The organism is Thalassiella azotivora (assembly GCF_054781695.1).
The window spans coordinates 55,561-70,413 of sequence record NZ_BAAGTX010000022.1 but is presented as its reverse complement, the minus strand read 5'-3'; the positions used below and the strand labels follow the sequence as shown (position 1 = coordinate 70,413).

Here is a 14,853-nt window from a genome sequence, read left to right as displayed (position 1 = left end):
GCAGGCGGTCGCCCAGACCCAGGCCGCGATCGAGGAGCTGGCCGCGATGGCCACCGACCTGCGCACCCAGGTCACCCGCTTCACCGTCTGACACCACCCGACCTGCCCGCACCGCCCCCCGGCGCCTACGGGTACGCAGCGTGTCCCCGTCGTCACCCACCCGGGCCAAGCGGGCGCCCAGAGGTTGTCACCCCCCGCACGGGCGGTGATGCTCGGGCCAGACGCCGGCGGCACGTGCCCGGCCGGCGTCCGCAGGCACCCGGGGGCACGAGGGGCAGGTGGGGACATGACGTACTCGCTGGTCAGTGCGGCGTCGCTCGGTTTCGACCTGGTGCGGATGCCGTGCGGTGAGCAGGTGGCCGCCGTCCTCGTCACCGCGCTGCGCAGCGGCCCCGTCGAGCTGCAGCGGATCGCCCGCGCCCACCCCGGCCACGGCCGCGCGCTGCGCTGGCAGGAGATCCGCACCGTGTCCCCGCGCGACACCGTGCGCGACGCCATCCGGCTCGCGGGACCGGCCCTCGAGCTCGCCGTCCGCGGTGAGCCCGTCGCGAGCACCGCCGTCCTGCGCCGGCTCGAGCGCGCCCCGCTCGGCGACCTCGACGCCCTCGACCGCCTCGTCCGCCACGACGTCCTCGACTGGACGTGGACGTCGGCCGGGGACGTCGCCACGCAGGAGGGCTTCGCCGCCCAGGCCGCCGACGTCCTCGTCGACGCCGCCGCCTCCGCGTACTGCGCCGAGGTGCTCCCCGCCTCGCAGCGCCGCGAGCTCGTGCACCCGTACCTGTCCGCCGTCGGCCGGGACGACGACCCCGATGTCGCCGACGCCCTCGGCCCGGAGGTGGCGGACGTCCTCACCCGGTTCGCGACGCCGTCCGCGTCCGCCCGCGACGCGTGGCGTGCCGCCGCGGACGAGCAGCGCACCCGCACCGAGGAGTGGGCACCCGCGATGCACCAGGCCAGCTGGGCGGCCCACCTGTCCGGGCGCGTCCGGACCGCCGCCCTCGCCCAGCTGCTCGCCGTCGGCGCGTTCCGGGACGCCGGCTTCACCCCCCGCGACGGGTCCTACGGCGTGTGGAACGCCCTCAGCGGCGTCGTGCAGGCGCACGTCGTCCGCGACCTGCTCGCCGAACACGACTGGGACGTCCTGACGCGGCCCTGGCGGGCCGTCCTCGGCACCGACTGACCCTCCGGCGCCCCTCGCCGGGACGCGTCGAAACCCCTCAGGTGGCCCGACCCGCCGCCGATGGGAGGTTCGACCGCCTCGACTCGTCCGACGCGGCGGGAAGAGGAGCGTGCGGTGTCCCGGATCAAGGTGCTGGTGGTCGACGACTCGGTCGTCGTGCGCCGCCTCGTCGGCGACGTGCTCACCGGGGACCCCGAGATCGAGGTCGTCGGCACGGCAGCCAACGGTCGGCTGGCGCTGAGCAAGCTCCAGCAGGTCGCCCCCGACGTCGTCACGATGGACGTCGAGATGCCCGACGTGAACGGCATCGAGGCCGTGCGGTCCATCCGCGCGTCCGGCAGCAAGGTGCCGATCATCATGTTCAGCACCCTGACCGACCGCGGGGCGGCCGCCACTCTCGACGCCCTGGCCGCAGGCGCGAACGACTACGTCACCAAGCCGGCCAACGTCGGCAGCGTCGGCGAGTCCATGGCGCAGGTGCGCGACCAGCTGATCCCCCGGATCAAGGCGCTCGTCCCCCGGGCGCGTGGCCGCCTCGGCCCCGGCTCGCCCGCCGGACCCGCCGCCGCCCCCGCCGGCGCGCCGCTGCGGCTGGCGACGCCCCGCACGCACCGCGACCCGTTCCAGGTCCTCGCCATCGGCTGCTCCACCGGCGGGCCGGACGCCCTGGCCACCTTCCTGGCGGCGCTGCCCGCCGACCTCCCGGTGCCCGTCGTCGTCGTCCAGCACATGCCCCCGGTGTTCACCCGCCAGTTCGCCCAGCGCCTCGACCGCCAGCTGCCGCTGACCGTCGTCGAGTCCGCCGGCGGCGAGCGGCTGCTGCCCGGGGTCGTGCACATCGCCCCCGGCGACCACCACCTCGAGGTCGCCCGCCGCGGCGACGGGGTGCTGACCCGGACCCACCAGGGCCCGCCGGAGAACTTCTGCCGGCCCGCCGTCGACGTCCTGTTCCGGTCCGTCGCCGACGTGTACGGCGCGCGCGTGCTGGCCGTCGTCCTGACCGGCATGGGCTCGGACGGACGGCGCGGCGCCGAGCGCGTCGTCGCCGACGGCGGCGCGGTCCTCGTCCAGGACGAGCACACGTCCGTCGTCTGGGGGATGCCCGGCGCCGTCGCCACCGCCGGCCTGGCCGAGCAGGTGCTGCCGCTCGACGACCTCGGGCCCGCGGTCGCGCAGCGCCTCACCGGCGACCCGACCGGCCGGCGCGTCGCCTTCGCCACCGCCACGCGAGGAGGTGCCCGGTGACCATCGCCCCCGAGTCCTTCGGCTTCGTCCGCGAGCTCGTCCTGCGCGAGAGCGCCATCGTCCTCGAGCGCGGCAAGGAGTACCTCGTCGAGTCGCGGCTGCTGCCGCTGGCCCGCAAGGCCGGTGCCACCGACGTCGACGCGTACATCACGCGGCTGCGCACCCGGCCCGACCTGGCCGCCAGCAAGAGCGTCGTCGAGGCGCTCACCACCAACGAGACGTCGTGGTTCCGCGACGGCGACCCGTTCGCAGCGCTGGCCTCGACCGTCCTGCCCGAGCTGGCCGCCGCACGTGCCGGCAAGCGCCGGCTGCGGGTCTGGGCCGCGGCCTGCTCCACCGGCCAGGAGCCCTACAGCGTCGCCATGACGGTGCTGGAGAACCAGTCGCTCGCCGGCTGGGACGTCGAGATCCTGGCCACCGACCTGTCCGAGGAGGTCGTGGCCCGCGGCCGCGAGGGCCGGTACACCCAGCTCGAGGTCAACCGCGGCCTGCCGGTCACCCAGCTCGTCCGGCACTTCACCCGGGACGGCGCCGACTGGCGGATCTCGCCCGACCTCAACCGGATGGTGACGTTCCGGACCCTCAACCTGATCAGGCCGTTCCCGCCGCTCGGCACGTTCGACGTGGTCTTCCTGCGCAACGTGCTCATCTACTTCGACGTCGCGACGAAGCGACAGGTCCTGGCCCAGGTCCGCAAGGTCCTGGCCCCGGACGGCTACCTCTTCCTCGGCGCCGCCGAGATGACCATGGGAGTGGACGACGCCTGGGAGCGGGTCCCCGCAGGGCGTTCCTCCATGTACCGACCGCGGAAGGACGTGTCGTGATGCGCGCGCTGGTGATCGACGACTCCCGGACGATGCGCCGCATCGTCAGCCGGGTGCTCACGGACCTCGGGTACGAGGTGGTGGAGGCCGAGAACGGCCAGGAGGCGCTCGACGCCATGGTCGCCGGTCCCCTGCCCGACCTGGCGTGCGTCGACTGGAACATGCCGGTGATGGACGGGCTGACGTACGTCACCCGCGTCCGGGACAACCGCGACTGGCGGGACGTGACGCTGATGATGGTCACCACCGAGAGCGAGCACTCCCAGATCGTCCGGGCGCTGGCCGCGGGCGCGCACGAGTACCTGATCAAGCCGTTCACGCCGGACGCGCTGCGCGAGAAGCTCGAGCTCCTCGGCCTCGTCCCGGCGCAGACCACGGGAGCGTCCCTGTGACCGGAAACCCCCTCGCCCCCGAGGAGACGCTGTCCGACGAGGCGCTCTGGAGCATGGTCGAGCAGGTGTGGGAGTCCCTGCTCGGCGCGCCCGCCGAGCGGCTCGCGGACGACGCGGCGTGCACGGACGGCGACCTGCTCGCCGCGCAGATCCAGCTCACCGGCGCGTTCAGCGGTGCCGTCAGCGTCTGCGCGCCGCGGACCGCCGTCGAGCAGATGGCGGTGCGGATGCTCGACCTGGAGCCCGGGAACGACGTCGACCCGGTCGACGTCGAGGACGCCTTCGGCGAGGTCGTCAACGTGCTCGGGGGCAGCGTCAAGGCGCTGCTGCCCGGTCCCAGCCAGCTCGGGCTGCCCAGCGTGCTGCCCGGACCCGCCGACGCCACCGGCACGACGGTCCGGCGGGTCGTGACCCGCTGGGACGGCGGTGGCGTCGAGGTCGCCGTCCACCACCACCACTGAACCCGGCGCCCGCGCCGGGTCGGAACCACCCGCACGACCCCCACGCCCGCACACCAGGAGCAACGCCATGAAGATCGTCATCGCCGACGACAGCCGCGTCATGCGCCAGATCGTCGTCCGGACCATGCGTCAGGCCGGGTACGCCGGCCACGACGTCGTGGAGGCGACCGACGGTGCCGACGCCCTCGAGAAGATCGACGAGGAGGCGCCCGACCTCGTCCTGTCCGACTGGAACATGCCCGAGATGACGGGCATCGAGCTGCTGCGCGCGCTGCGTGCCGCGGGCAACGACGTCCCGTTCGGGTTCGTCACGTCCGAGGGCTCGCCGGAGATGCGCGAGACCGCGGCGGACGCCGGCGCGCTGTTCCTCATCGCCAAGCCCTTCGACGCGGACACGTTCCGCGACGCCCTCGACCCGGTGCTGGGGTGACCTGAGATGTCCCTTCCCTCGATCAAGGCCGTCAAGGACGTCATGGAGGGCCTGCTCGGCCGCGACGTCGACACCGAGGCCGGTGACGCCGTCGCGCTGGACACCGTGCCCGCCCCGACCGTCGCCGTCTACGTCGACCCGCAGAACCAGCTGGCGTCCGTCGTCCTCATGGACCTGGACCTCACCTGCTACGTGGGCGCTGCCCTCGGCCTGGTGCCCAAGGGCGGCGCCGACGCCTCGATCGAGGACGGCGTCGTCGCCGACAACCTGCACGAGAACACCGCCGAGGTGCTCAACGTGCTCGCCCAGGTGCTGGCCGACGCCGCGGGCGTCCACCAGCGCCTGTACGCCGTGTACGCCGCCGGCGACCCGGTCCCCGGCGACGCCGCGCAGTGGGCCGGCACCCTCGGCTCCCGCCGCGACCTGCAGCTCGACGTGAAGGGCTACGGCGGCGGCGGCCTGTCGATCGTGTCCGCGGTCGGGGCGTGAGCACGGTGGACGCTCCGGTCGCGCCGGTGGACGTGACGCCGTCCCCGCACTCGCGGGTCGGCCGTCAGGGCATCTACGACCGCAACGGCGCCCTGGTCGCGCACGAGCTGCTGTTCCGCGGCCTGGCCGACGACGGCTCCGGCCTGACGGCGCCCGGCCCGGGGCCCGAGGGCCGGCTGGCCACGACCGAGCAGGACCGCGCGACGTCCCAGGTCATCGCCGCGACGTTCGGCGACTTCGGGATGAAGCAGCTCGGCGGCGGGCGTCCGCTGTACCTCAACATGACCCGCGCGTTCCTCCTCGGTGACCTGCCCCTGCCGTTCGGCCCGCACGGCGTGGTCCTCGAGGTGCTCGAGCACGTCGAGGTGGACGACGACCTGGTCGCCGGCCTGCGGTCGCTGCGGCAGCGCGGCTTCAGGCTCGCCCTGGACGACTTCACCGGCGAGGAGCACCGGCTGCCGCTGCTCGACCTCGTCGACGTCGTCAAGGTCGACGTCCTCAGCCTCACTCGCCCCCTCGACGAGGTCGTCGCGCTGGTGCGCCGGCGCGCCCCGGAGGTGCAGCTGCTCGCCGAGCGGATCGAGGACGCGCCGCTGCTGCAGGTGTGCACCGACGCCGGCTTCGACCTGTTCCAGGGGTACTGCTTCCAGCGCCCGCTGGTGCTGGAGGCGACCCGCCTGTCGCCCACCCAGATCGCCTGCCTGCGGCTGCTGCGCACGCTCAACGACCCGCGGTCGACGACGTCGGACATCGAGCGCGTCGTCGCCACCGACCCCGGGCTGAGCCTGCGGGTGCTGCGGACGGCGAACTCGGCGTCGAGCGCCACGCTGCGCAGCATCACCTCGCTGCGCCAGGCGGTCGTGATGCTGGGCCCGCCGGCGCTGTCGGCGTGGGTGATGCTGACGCTGATGGGGGGTCTGACGCCCAGCCGCAGGGACGACCTGGTGCTGATCCTGGCCCGTGCCCGCTGCGCGGAGACGGTCGCGCGCTTCGTCGACGTCGACCCGTCCACCGCGTACACGGCCGGCCTGCTGTCCGGGGTGGCGCAGGTGCTGCGCACGGACGTCGCGCAGGTCGCCACCGGCGCCGGGATGGACGTCGAGATGCAGGTCGCGCTCGTCGACGGCCTCGGGCCGCTCGGGGCCGTCGTCCGGACCGTGGAGGCGCACGAGCTGGACGAGCGCGACGCCGGTGACCGGTGCGGGATCACCCCGTTCGACCTGTCGCGCGCGTACCTGCGGGCGTGGGCGTACGCCCTGGAGACCGTCAGCACCGCCCTGGACTGAGGCCGCCCCCTCACCCCTCCCCCCTCCCACCCTGACCCCTTTGCTCACCGGTGCCCGCTTTGCTCACCGGTTGCTCGGTTCGGCCGTTCCGAACCGAGCAGCCGGTGAGCAAAGGACGGCTGGGTGAGCACAGGGGTCGTGGCATTGCCGACACGCCGGGTGACGACGGGATTGGGCCGAACGGGGTCGGTGCGGATCCCGGACCGATGAGGGCTCAAGTCACCCGCCGGGGGACCGATGGTCACTACGAGCAAGGATCGCTCACTGAGGGCCACGGATCGGCCGCCGCTAGTGCTTCCCCGTACCACTGGGGCAGCTCCGACGACCGTACCCGAGGGGGTCCCCGACCCGTGCTCAACGACGTCACGAACACCGCGCTGCACTCCGCGATGACCGGACTCGCCGCACGCCAGCGCGTCATCGCCGACAACGTCGCGAACATCCAGACGCCCGGCTTCCTCGCCGGTCGCGTGCAGTTCGAGGACGCCCTGCGCAGCGCCGTGGGCTTCGGCACCGGCTCGGCCGCCCCCACCACCGCCCGCTCCCTGGAGCCCACCCGGCTCGACGGCAACAACGTCAACCTCGACCGCGAGGTGCTGTCGAACATCGACACCGGGCTGCGGTACCAGCTCGTCGTCAAGGCGATGGACGACCGCTTCTCCCTGCTCCGCAGCTCCCTGAGGACCCAGTCGTGAGCCTCTTCAACGCCATCGGCGTCGCCGGGACCGGTGTGACCGTCTACCGCAAGTGGATGGACGCCGTCTCCGACAACATCGCCAACATCAACAACGCCACCGAGGTCGGGGGCGAGGCCTTCCGCGCCCGCTACGTCCTCGCCCAGGCCGTCGACTACGGCAGCGGCACCGGCGGCGTCCAGGTCGCCGGCATCGCCCTCGGCCCCGGTGAGGGCCGGATGGTCTACGAGCCCGACCACCCGCTCGCGAACGAGGACGGCAACGTCGTGTACCCCGACATCGACCTGGGGTCCCAGATGACCCAGCTGATCATGGCCCAGCGCGGCTACCAGGCGAACCTCGCCGTGGTGGAGCGCGCCAAGGACTCGTACCAGACGGCCCTGAGCATCGGGCGTGGCGCGTGATCGCCGGGGTCGAGGGCGTCGCCGGCGTCAGCGGCGTCACCGGTCTCGGTGGCGTGACCGCCGCGGCCCGCGCCCTGCAGAACCCGCCCGCGGACGGCGCCGGGCCGGCGTCCGCCGCCGGGTTCGCCGCCGCCGTGAACCGCAGCATGGAGAACCTCCAGGCGATGCAGAGCGACGTGGACCGGCTCGCCGTCCAGGCCGCCACCGGTGACCTCACCGACGTCCACGACTACACGATCGCCGCCACCCAGGCGCGGCTGACCACCGAGCTCACCGTCGCCGTCCGCAACAAGGCCGTCGAGGCCTTCTCCGAGATCATGAGGTTGCAGGCCTGATGCAGCAGCGTCTCCTGGGGTCCCTGCGCCGTGCCGGTGGCACCGTCAGCGACTTCAGCACCCCACAGAAGCTCATCGCGGCGATCGGCGTCGCGGTCCTGCTGCTCGGCGGCCTGGCCTTCTTCCGCTGGGCGAGCACCCCGACCCTCACGCCGCTGTTCAGCAACCTCGCCTCCACCGACGCCAGCGCGATCGTCGACGAGCTCGACAGCCAGGGCGTCACCTACGAGCTCGCCGACGGCGGCAGCAGCGTCATGGTGCCCCGCGAGGACGTGCACCGGCTGCGGCTCGCGATGGCGTCCGCCGGGCTGCCGAGCAGCTCCGACACCGGCTACGCCCTCCTCGACGAGCAGGGCGTGACCGCCTCGCAGTTCCAGCAGCAGGTCACCTGGCAGCGCGCCCTGGAGGGCGAGCTGTCCCGGACCATCTCCTCCATCACCGGGGTCGAGGCGGCCGTCGTCCACCTCGCCATCCCGGCCAAGGACGTCTTCCTCGACGAGACGAAGGCGCCGACCGCGTCCGTGCTCGTGGAGACCCGCGCCGGCTCCACCCTCCCGCCCCAGCAGGTGCAGTCCGTCGTCCACCTGGTCGCCTCCAGCGTCGAGGGGATGTCCCCGGACGACGTCACCGTCGTCGACGGCGCGGGCGCCCTGCTGTCCGCCGCCGGCCAGGGCGCCGGTGCCGCCGGCGGCCTGCGCGACCAGCAGACCACCGACTACGAGGCGCGCGTCACCGGCGCCGTGCAGGAGGTGCTCGACCGGGTCGTCGGACCGGGCAACGCGGTCGCCACGGTCACCGCGGAGCTCGACTTCGACGCGACCGACCGCACCAGCGAGACGTTCACCGCCGAGGAGGGCGTGCCCCCGCTGTCGTCCAGCACCACCACCGAGGAGTACACCGGCGGCGGCGCGATGGCCGGCGGCGTCCTCGGCCCCGACAACATCCAGGTGCCCGCCGGTGGCGCCGGCGCCGACTCCCAGTACCGCAAGGAGTCGACGACCAGCAACAACGCCGTCAACAAGGTCACCGAGCACACCACGTCGGCCCCCGGCTCCCTCAGCCGGCAGTCCGTCGCCGTCGTCGTCGACACCGCCGCCGCCGGCGCGGTCAACCTCGGCGACCTCACCGCCACCGTCACCGCCGCCGCCGGCATCGACGAGGAGCGCGGCGACACGCTGTCCGTGACCCGGATGCCGTTCGACACGACCACCGCCGAGCAGACCGCCGCAGCGCTCGAGGAGGCCCGCGAGGCCGCCGCCGCCGAGCGGACCGCCGGCATGGTCCGCACCGGCATCATCGCCGCCGCCGTCCTGCTGCTCGTCGTCATCGCGTGGTTCCTCTCGCGCCGCCGCCGCCGCGACGACCGCGAGACCGTCGACCTCGGAGAGCTCGAGGTCGTCGGGGACGACGCCGACCGCCTCGCCCTCGAGGGCGCGGACGACCGCGAGGACGGCGAGGACGGCCCGCTGTCCCTGCCGCCCGTGCCGGACCGCGCCGACCAGCTCGCCGGCATGCGCAACGAGGTCTCCGAGCTCGTCGAGAAGCAGCCCGACGAGGTGGCCGAGCTCCTCCGCGGCTGGCTCGCGGACCGGAGGTCGTGATGCGCACCCAGCTCACCGGCAGCCAGAAGGCCGCCGCCCTGCTCGTCCAGCTCGGCAAGGAGAAGGCCGGCAAGGTCCTGGCGACCATGACCGAGCCCGAGGTCGAGGAGCTCGCCGCCGAGATCGTCAAGCTCGGCAACCTGCCCGGCGCCCTGGCCGACGGCGTCATCGAGGAGTTCTACGCCCTCATGGGGACCGGCGGCGGCGGCGCCCGCGGCGGCGTGGACGTCGCCCGCGAGCTGCTCGAGGGCTCCCTCGGCCGCACCCGCACCGACGACCTCCTCGACCGCGTGTCGAGCTCCCCGGGCCGGATCCCGTTCGCCTTCCTGCGCGAGGCCGACGCCCGGCAGCTGACGAACTTCCTCGCCAACGAGCACCCCCAGACCATCGCGCTCGTGCTCGCGCACCTGCGCGCCGAGCAGGCCTCGCTGGTCCTGTCCGGGCTGCGACCCGACCTGCAGGCCGACGTCGCGCACCGCGTCGCCGTCATGGACCGCACCGCGCCCGACATGATCCGCACCGTCGCCGAGTCCCTGCACCGGCGCACGTCCTCGGTCCTCTCGCCCGTCGAGGTCGTGTCCGTCGTCGGCGGCCTGCAGCCGCTCGTCGAGATCATCAACCGCGCCGACCCCGGCACCGAGAAGCTGATCCTCGAGGGCCTCGACACCCTCGACCCGGCGCTCGCCGAGCAGGTCCGCAGCAAGATGTTCGTCTTCGACGACATCATCACGCTCGAGGACCGCGCCGTGCAGCTCGTCCTGCGGCAGGTCGAGTCCGCCGTCCTGGCCACCGCGCTCAAGGGCGCCCGCGCCGACGTGTCCGAGAAGGTCCTGTCCAACGTCTCCGAGCGCGCCCGGGAGAACCTCACCGAGGAGATCGACCTGCTCGGCCGGGTCCGGATCAGCCAGGTCGAGGAGGCCCGCGCCGCGGTCGTCAGCGTCATCCGCTCCCTGGAGTCCGCCGGCGAGATCGTGCTGCGGCGCGGTGAGGACGACGATGAGTACGTCGCCTGACCAGGTCGTGCTCCCCGCCTTCGCGCCGGGCGCCACGACCCCGTCCGCCGGTCACCAGGCCGCCGTCGCCCGCGCCGCGGGCTACGCCGCCGGGTGGTCCGCCGGCGCCCGCGCCGCCCGCACCCAGGTCGAGCGCGAGGGCCTCGAGCAGGCGCGCCGGCTCGAGGCGGACGCCGCCGCGCACCGCGACGCCCTGCACCTGGCCACCCGCGCCCTGGAGCAGGCCGCCGCCACGCTGCGCAGCACGTCGGTGCCCGCCGTCGAGCAGGTCGCCGACACCGTCGTGGACGCCGCGCTGGAGCTCGCCGCCGCCGTCCTCGGCCACGAGCCCGTCGCCGCGACCACCCCCGGCCGCGACGCGCTGCGGCGCGCGCTCGCCGGCCGCCCCGACGAGCAGGCCGTGACGGTCCGGCTGGCCCCGGCGGACGCCGCGGAGGTGGCCGGCGCGCTGCCGGACGGCGTCACCGTCGTCCCCGACCCCGGCCTGACCCGCGGCGACAGCGTGCTGGAGCACGACCTCGGCCGCGTCGAGGTGCTGCTGCAGGCCGGGCTGCGCCGCGCGCGGGAGGTGCTCCTGCCGTGAGCCTGGCCACCCACCCCGCCCTGGCCGCCCGGGTCGACGCCGCCCGGTCGGCGTGCTCGCCCGTCGCCACCGGGGTCGTGCGCTCCGTCGTCGGGCTGTCCCTGGAGGTGGCGGGCCTGCCCGCCGCCGTCGGCGACCTGCTGCGGCTCGGCGACGACCCCACCACCTCCGTCCTCGCCGAGGTCGTCGGCGTCGCCCGCGGCGGCCTGCAGTGCATGCCGCTGGCCCACCCCGCCGGCCTGCACGCCGGGATGACCGTCCGGCACACCGGCGACCAGCTCACCGTCCCCGTCGGCGGCGCCCTGCTCGGGCGCGTGCTCGACGGGCTCGGCCGCCCCGTCGACGGTCGCGGTCCCGTCCAGGGCGCCACGATGGTCGGCGTCCACGGTGAGCCCCCGAACCCGTTGGCGCGCCAGCGCGTCCGGCTGCCGCTGCCGCTCGGCGTGCGGGCCCTCGACACCCTTGTCCCCGCCGGCCGCGGGCAGCGCTTCGGCCTGTTCGCCGGGTCCGGTGTCGGCAAGTCCAGCCTGCTGTCCATGATCGCCCGCGGCACCGCCGCCGACGTCGTCGTCCTCGCCCTCGTCGGTGAGCGCGGTCGCGAGGTCCGCGAGTTCCTCGAGGACGACCTCGGTCCCGAGGGCCTGGCCCGCAGCGTCGTCGTCGTCGCCACCTCCGACGAGCCGGCGCTGGTCCGGCTGCGCGCGGCGTCCACCGCCACCCGGATCGCCGAGCACTACCGCGACCAGGGCCTCGACGTCGTCCTGATGATGGACTCCCTGACCCGGTTCGCCATGGCGCAGCGCGAGATCGGCCTGTCCGTCGGCGAGCCGCCCGCCAGCCGCGGGTACCCGCCGTCCACGTTCGCCCTCCTCCCGCGGCTGCTCGAGCGCGCAGGGCCCGGCGAGACCGGCTCGATCACCGGCATCTACACGGTCCTCGTGGACGGCGACGACCACGACGAGCCCATCGCGGACGCCGCCCGCTCCATCCTCGACGGCCACGTCGTGCTGTCCCGCAAGCTGGCGACCGCCGGGCACTTCCCGTCCGTGGACGTGCTGGAGTCCGTCTCCCGCGTCGCCACGCGCGTCACCAGCCCCGAGCAGCGCGCGTGGGCGTCCACGGTCCGTGGTGCGCTCGCCGCCCGCCGGGACGTGCAGGACCTGCTGGACGTCGGCGCGTACGCGCCGGGCACGAACCCGCTCGTCGACGCCGCGCTCGCCTGCGCCGGCGACCTCGGCGCCTTCCTGCAGCAGGACCTCGGCGACACCGCCCCCGTCGACCTGTCGTGGCAGCGGCTGCAGGGCCTGGCCGCGCGGCTCGGGGGTGGCTCGTGAGCGCCCGCGCCTTCCGGCTCGCCGCCCTGCTGCGGCTGCGCCGCACCCAGCAGGACCAGGCCGCCGCCGTGCTCGCCCGCGCCGCCGCGGAGCGGCTCGCCGCCGACGCCCGCGCCGACACCGCCCGTGCCGCGTACGCCGGTCACCGGATGCCCGCCGCCACCACCGCGACCGGGTGGCGCGCCTCCGTCGCCGCCCGCGCCGCGCTCAACGCCGCCACCCAGGCCGCCGAGGTCGAGGCCGTCATGGCCGCGGACACCGTCGACCAGGCCACCGCCGCCTGGCAGGAGCGGCGACGCACCACCCGCGCCCTCGAGCGGCTCGAGGAGCGGCACGAGCAGACCGAGCGGGTCCGCGCCCAGCGCCAGGAGCAGCTCCAGGTCGACGAGCACACCGCCGCCGCCACAGCCCGCCGCGGGGAGGTGGCACCGTGACCGGGGTCGCCGCCGTCCACGCCAGGATCGCCGAGATCCAGCAGCACGTGCAGTCCCTCGCCTCCGTCGCGCAGCCGCGCAGCGCGCAGGGCGCGGGCTTCGGTCCGGCGCTCGCGTCCGCGCTGACCCAGGGGTCCCTCGCGGACGCCGTGTCCGCCGTCGCGGAGGGGGCGGACGAGTCCTCGCCGCTCAGCGCGCTCGCGGGAGCGCTGCGCCCGGAGTCGCTGCGGGGCAACGCTCCTGCGTCACCCGCCGCAGTGCCGTCGCCCACCGCGGCACCGGTGGACGGCACCGGCGGGCTGCCCGGCATCAGCGCGGCCGTCGCCCGCTGGTCCGACCTGTTCGCCCGCGAGACCGCCGAGCACGGGCTGCCGCCCGGCCTGCTCGCCGCCGTCGCCCAGGTCGAGTCCGGCGGTCGGCCGGACGCCGTCAGCCACGCCGGCGCGATCGGCCTGATGCAGATCATGCCCGGCACCGCCAGGGGCCTCGGGGTCGACCCGCGCGACCCCACCCAGGCCGTGGACGGCGCCGCCCGCCTGCTCGCCGAGCACCTCGACCGCTTCGGCTCCCTCGAGCTCGCCCTCGCCGCCTACAACGCCGGGCCCGGCGCCGTGCGCAAGCACGACGGGGTCCCGCCGTACCGGGAGACGCAGAACTACGTCCGCAAGGTCACCGCCCTGCTCGCCGGAGGTACCCCGTGAACACGCTGAACGCCGTGGCGCCGAGCGCTGCTCCCGCGCCCGGCCGCGCGCCGCGCCCCGGTGCCCAGGGGGGCGGGGACCGCTTCGCCGACGCCCTCGCGCAGGCCGCGGGTCGAGCCGACCGTGCTGCTGACCGTGCTGTTGACCGTGCTGTTGACCGTGCTGTTGAGCGGGCTGTTGAGCGGGCTGCTGAGCGGGCTGCCGAGCGCCCGCAGCGCGCCGGCCGACCCGCGCGCGCCGACCAGCCCGGCCGGTCCGACGGCCGCGGCTCCGGCGTCGCGCGCGCCCCGGAGGAGTCCGGCCGCTCGGACCCGGCGACCCGCGCGACCGACGGCGGCACGACCGAGGCGTCGACGGACGCGGTCGCACCCGCCGACACCGACGCGACGCCGCTCGCCGGGCAGCCGACCGGCGGCGTGGCCGCGGCGACCACCGAGGCGGTCACCACCCCGGCCACGCAGCCGGGGCAGGTCGCGACCTCGCAGGACGCGGTCCCCGCGGCTGCCGGCTCCGTGACCACCGCCTCGCTGACCACCGCTGCCAGCACCGCTGCTGCGGCCACCGTCACTCCCGGCGCAGCCACCAGCACGCCGGGCACGTCGACGGGAGCGGGCGGCCTGCCGGGTCCGGCGTCGACCGCTCCGTCCGGCGTCGAGTCGGTGCCCGGCGCCGCGCCCGGCGCCACCGTGACGCCGTCCGCGCCGTCCGCGCCGACGGCCGTCTCCCCGGCCCAGACGGCCGAGCCGGCCGCCGCGGGACCGGCCGCGAGCACCCAAGCGCCGGGCGCCGTCCCGTCGCCCGTCCCGACCTCCGGGGCGACCGGCACGGGTGCCGCCGGCAGCGCGGCGACGGCGGCGGGCACGGTCGTCACCGGCACGGCCGCCGACGCGACCCCCGTGCCCGCCACCGTGGCGGCAGCGGCACCCGACACCGCGGTGCCCGTGCTGACGCCGGGCGGCCAGGTGACGGTGACGTCGGCGATGACGCCCGTCGCCGCGCCGTCCGCGGCCGCGCCCCCGCTGCCCAGCCAGCTCGTCCCGCGCCTGGCGTCCGTGCAGGACCTCGGGGACGGCGTCCACCGACTCACGCTGCGCGTCCAGCCGGAGGCGATCGGTGAGGTCCGGGTCGTCGCGGAGGTCCGCGGTGACGTCGTCCGCCTCGAGCTGCACGGTGGCACCGAGGCCGCCCGCGAGGCGCTGCGGGCGTCCCTGGCGGACATCAAGCGGGACCTCGCCGCGTCCGGGCTGGGCAACGCCCAGCTCGACCTCGGCACCTCCGGCGGCCAGCGCGACGGGGACGGCGCCACCCGCGGCGCCCGGCCCGACCGGCCCGCCGGCCGCACCGGCACCGACGCACCCGCCGACCCGGCGCCCACCCGCCCCACGACCACCGACGGACGCCTCGACGTCCTCGCCTGACCGCGCCTGAACCCCCCCACAGGAG

The 14,853-nt window shown here is 75.4% G+C and carries 18 protein-coding genes; all 18 read left to right on the top strand.

The window, feature by feature from the left end:
• The first annotated feature begins 286 nt into the window (after window positions 1–286).
• Window positions 287–1,183, top strand: a complete 897-nt coding sequence (locus ACYVQV_RS15370) for a hypothetical protein (RefSeq protein ID WP_461024188.1) — start codon at window positions 287–289, stop codon at window positions 1,181–1,183.
• A 114-nt stretch (window positions 1,184–1,297) separates the two neighbouring features.
• Window positions 1,298–2,428, top strand: a complete 1,131-nt coding sequence (locus tag ACYVQV_RS15365) for a protein-glutamate methylesterase/protein-glutamine glutaminase (RefSeq protein ID WP_461024187.1) — start codon at window positions 1,298–1,300, stop codon at window positions 2,426–2,428.
• Window positions 2,425–3,252 carry a CheR family methyltransferase gene (locus tag ACYVQV_RS15360; protein WP_461024186.1) on the top strand — a complete coding sequence of 276 codons (828 nt, stop codon included), beginning with the start codon at window positions 2,425–2,427 and terminating at the stop codon, window positions 3,250–3,252. Before ACYVQV_RS15365 ends, ACYVQV_RS15360 begins: the two co-directional genes overlap by 4 nt.
• Window positions 3,252–3,644 (top strand): response regulator, encoded by a 393-nt coding sequence (locus ACYVQV_RS15355; protein WP_461024185.1) that lies wholly within the window; start codon window positions 3,252–3,254, stop codon window positions 3,642–3,644. The genes ACYVQV_RS15360 and ACYVQV_RS15355 overlap by 1 nt, the downstream gene beginning before the upstream one ends.
• Complete coding sequence (locus tag ACYVQV_RS15350; protein ID WP_461024184.1) at window positions 3,641–4,105, top strand: chemotaxis protein CheX; 465 nt, start codon at window positions 3,641–3,643, stop codon at window positions 4,103–4,105. Before ACYVQV_RS15355 ends, ACYVQV_RS15350 begins: the two co-directional genes overlap by 4 nt.
• A gap of 67 nt (window positions 4,106–4,172) precedes the next feature.
• Window positions 4,173–4,535 carry a response regulator gene (locus ACYVQV_RS15345; protein WP_461024183.1) on the top strand — a complete coding sequence of 121 codons (363 nt, stop codon included), beginning with the start codon at window positions 4,173–4,175 and terminating at the stop codon, window positions 4,533–4,535.
• Window positions 4,536–4,541: 6 nt separating this feature from the next.
• On the top strand, window positions 4,542–5,024 hold the full coding sequence (locus ACYVQV_RS15340; RefSeq protein WP_461024182.1) for a hypothetical protein: 483 nt from the start codon (window positions 4,542–4,544) through the stop codon (window positions 5,022–5,024).
• Window positions 5,021–6,310: an EAL and HDOD domain-containing protein gene (locus ACYVQV_RS15335; RefSeq protein WP_461024181.1), complete on the top strand. Its 1,290-nt coding sequence runs from the start codon at window positions 5,021–5,023 to the stop codon at window positions 6,308–6,310. Before ACYVQV_RS15340 ends, ACYVQV_RS15335 begins: the two co-directional genes overlap by 4 nt.
• Before the next feature lie 350 nt (window positions 6,311–6,660).
• The gene (locus tag ACYVQV_RS15330) at window positions 6,661–7,005 is read left to right on the top strand and encodes a flagellar basal body rod protein FlgB (RefSeq protein WP_461024180.1); all 345 of its coding nucleotides are present in this window, start codon (window positions 6,661–6,663) and stop codon (window positions 7,003–7,005) included.
• Window positions 7,002–7,409, top strand: a complete 408-nt coding sequence (locus ACYVQV_RS15325) for a flagellar basal body rod protein FlgC (RefSeq protein ID WP_461024179.1) — start codon at window positions 7,002–7,004, stop codon at window positions 7,407–7,409. The genes ACYVQV_RS15330 and ACYVQV_RS15325 overlap by 4 nt, the downstream gene beginning before the upstream one ends.
• Window positions 7,406–7,744, top strand: a complete 339-nt coding sequence (gene fliE, locus ACYVQV_RS15320; RefSeq protein WP_461024178.1) for a flagellar hook-basal body complex protein FliE — start codon at window positions 7,406–7,408, stop codon at window positions 7,742–7,744. Before ACYVQV_RS15325 ends, fliE begins: the two co-directional genes overlap by 4 nt.
• Complete coding sequence (fliF, locus tag ACYVQV_RS15315; protein WP_461024177.1) at window positions 7,744–9,345, top strand: flagellar basal-body MS-ring/collar protein FliF; 1,602 nt, start codon at window positions 7,744–7,746, stop codon at window positions 9,343–9,345. The genes fliE and fliF overlap by 1 nt, the downstream gene beginning before the upstream one ends.
• The gene (fliG, locus tag ACYVQV_RS15310) at window positions 9,345–10,358 is read left to right on the top strand and encodes a flagellar motor switch protein FliG (RefSeq protein ID WP_461024176.1); all 1,014 of its coding nucleotides are present in this window, start codon (window positions 9,345–9,347) and stop codon (window positions 10,356–10,358) included. The genes fliF and fliG overlap by 1 nt, the downstream gene beginning before the upstream one ends.
• Window positions 10,342–10,941: a FliH/SctL family protein gene (locus ACYVQV_RS15305; RefSeq protein ID WP_461024175.1), complete on the top strand. Its 600-nt coding sequence runs from the start codon at window positions 10,342–10,344 to the stop codon at window positions 10,939–10,941. The genes fliG and ACYVQV_RS15305 overlap by 17 nt, the downstream gene beginning before the upstream one ends.
• The gene (locus ACYVQV_RS15300) at window positions 10,938–12,275 is read left to right on the top strand and encodes a FliI/YscN family ATPase (protein WP_461024174.1); all 1,338 of its coding nucleotides are present in this window, start codon (window positions 10,938–10,940) and stop codon (window positions 12,273–12,275) included. Before ACYVQV_RS15305 ends, ACYVQV_RS15300 begins: the two co-directional genes overlap by 4 nt.
• Complete coding sequence (locus ACYVQV_RS15295; protein WP_461024173.1) at window positions 12,272–12,709, top strand: flagellar FliJ family protein; 438 nt, start codon at window positions 12,272–12,274, stop codon at window positions 12,707–12,709. The genes ACYVQV_RS15300 and ACYVQV_RS15295 overlap by 4 nt, the downstream gene beginning before the upstream one ends.
• Entirely contained in the window at window positions 12,706–13,410 is a 705-nt protein-coding gene (locus ACYVQV_RS15290; RefSeq protein ID WP_461024172.1) for a lytic transglycosylase domain-containing protein, read from the top strand. The genes ACYVQV_RS15295 and ACYVQV_RS15290 overlap by 4 nt, the downstream gene beginning before the upstream one ends.
• Window positions 13,407–14,828 (top strand): flagellar hook-length control protein FliK, encoded by a 1,422-nt coding sequence (locus tag ACYVQV_RS15285; RefSeq protein WP_461024171.1) that lies wholly within the window; start codon window positions 13,407–13,409, stop codon window positions 14,826–14,828. Before ACYVQV_RS15290 ends, ACYVQV_RS15285 begins: the two co-directional genes overlap by 4 nt.
• The last annotated feature ends 25 nt before the right edge of the window (window positions 14,829–14,853 follow it).

What these genes read in the sequence shown, in the direction of transcription:
- ACYVQV_RS15370 (WP_461024188.1), top strand. Translation starts at nt 287, where the DNA reads ATGACGTACTCGCTGGTCAGTGCGGCGTCGCTCGGTTTCGACCTGGTG.
- ACYVQV_RS15355 (WP_461024185.1), top strand. Translation starts at nt 3,252, where the DNA reads ATGCGCGCGCTGGTGATCGACGACTCCCGGACGATGCGCCGCATCGTC.
- ACYVQV_RS15345 (WP_461024183.1), top strand. Translation starts at nt 4,173, where the DNA reads ATGAAGATCGTCATCGCCGACGACAGCCGCGTCATGCGCCAGATCGTC.
- ACYVQV_RS15340 (WP_461024182.1), top strand. Translation starts at nt 4,542, where the DNA reads ATGTCCCTTCCCTCGATCAAGGCCGTCAAGGACGTCATGGAGGGCCTG.
- fliF (WP_461024177.1), top strand. Translation starts at nt 7,744, where the DNA reads ATGCAGCAGCGTCTCCTGGGGTCCCTGCGCCGTGCCGGTGGCACCGTC.
- fliG (WP_461024176.1), top strand. Translation starts at nt 9,345, where the DNA reads ATGCGCACCCAGCTCACCGGCAGCCAGAAGGCCGCCGCCCTGCTCGTC.
- ACYVQV_RS15305 (WP_461024175.1), top strand. Translation starts at nt 10,342, where the DNA reads ATGAGTACGTCGCCTGACCAGGTCGTGCTCCCCGCCTTCGCGCCGGGC.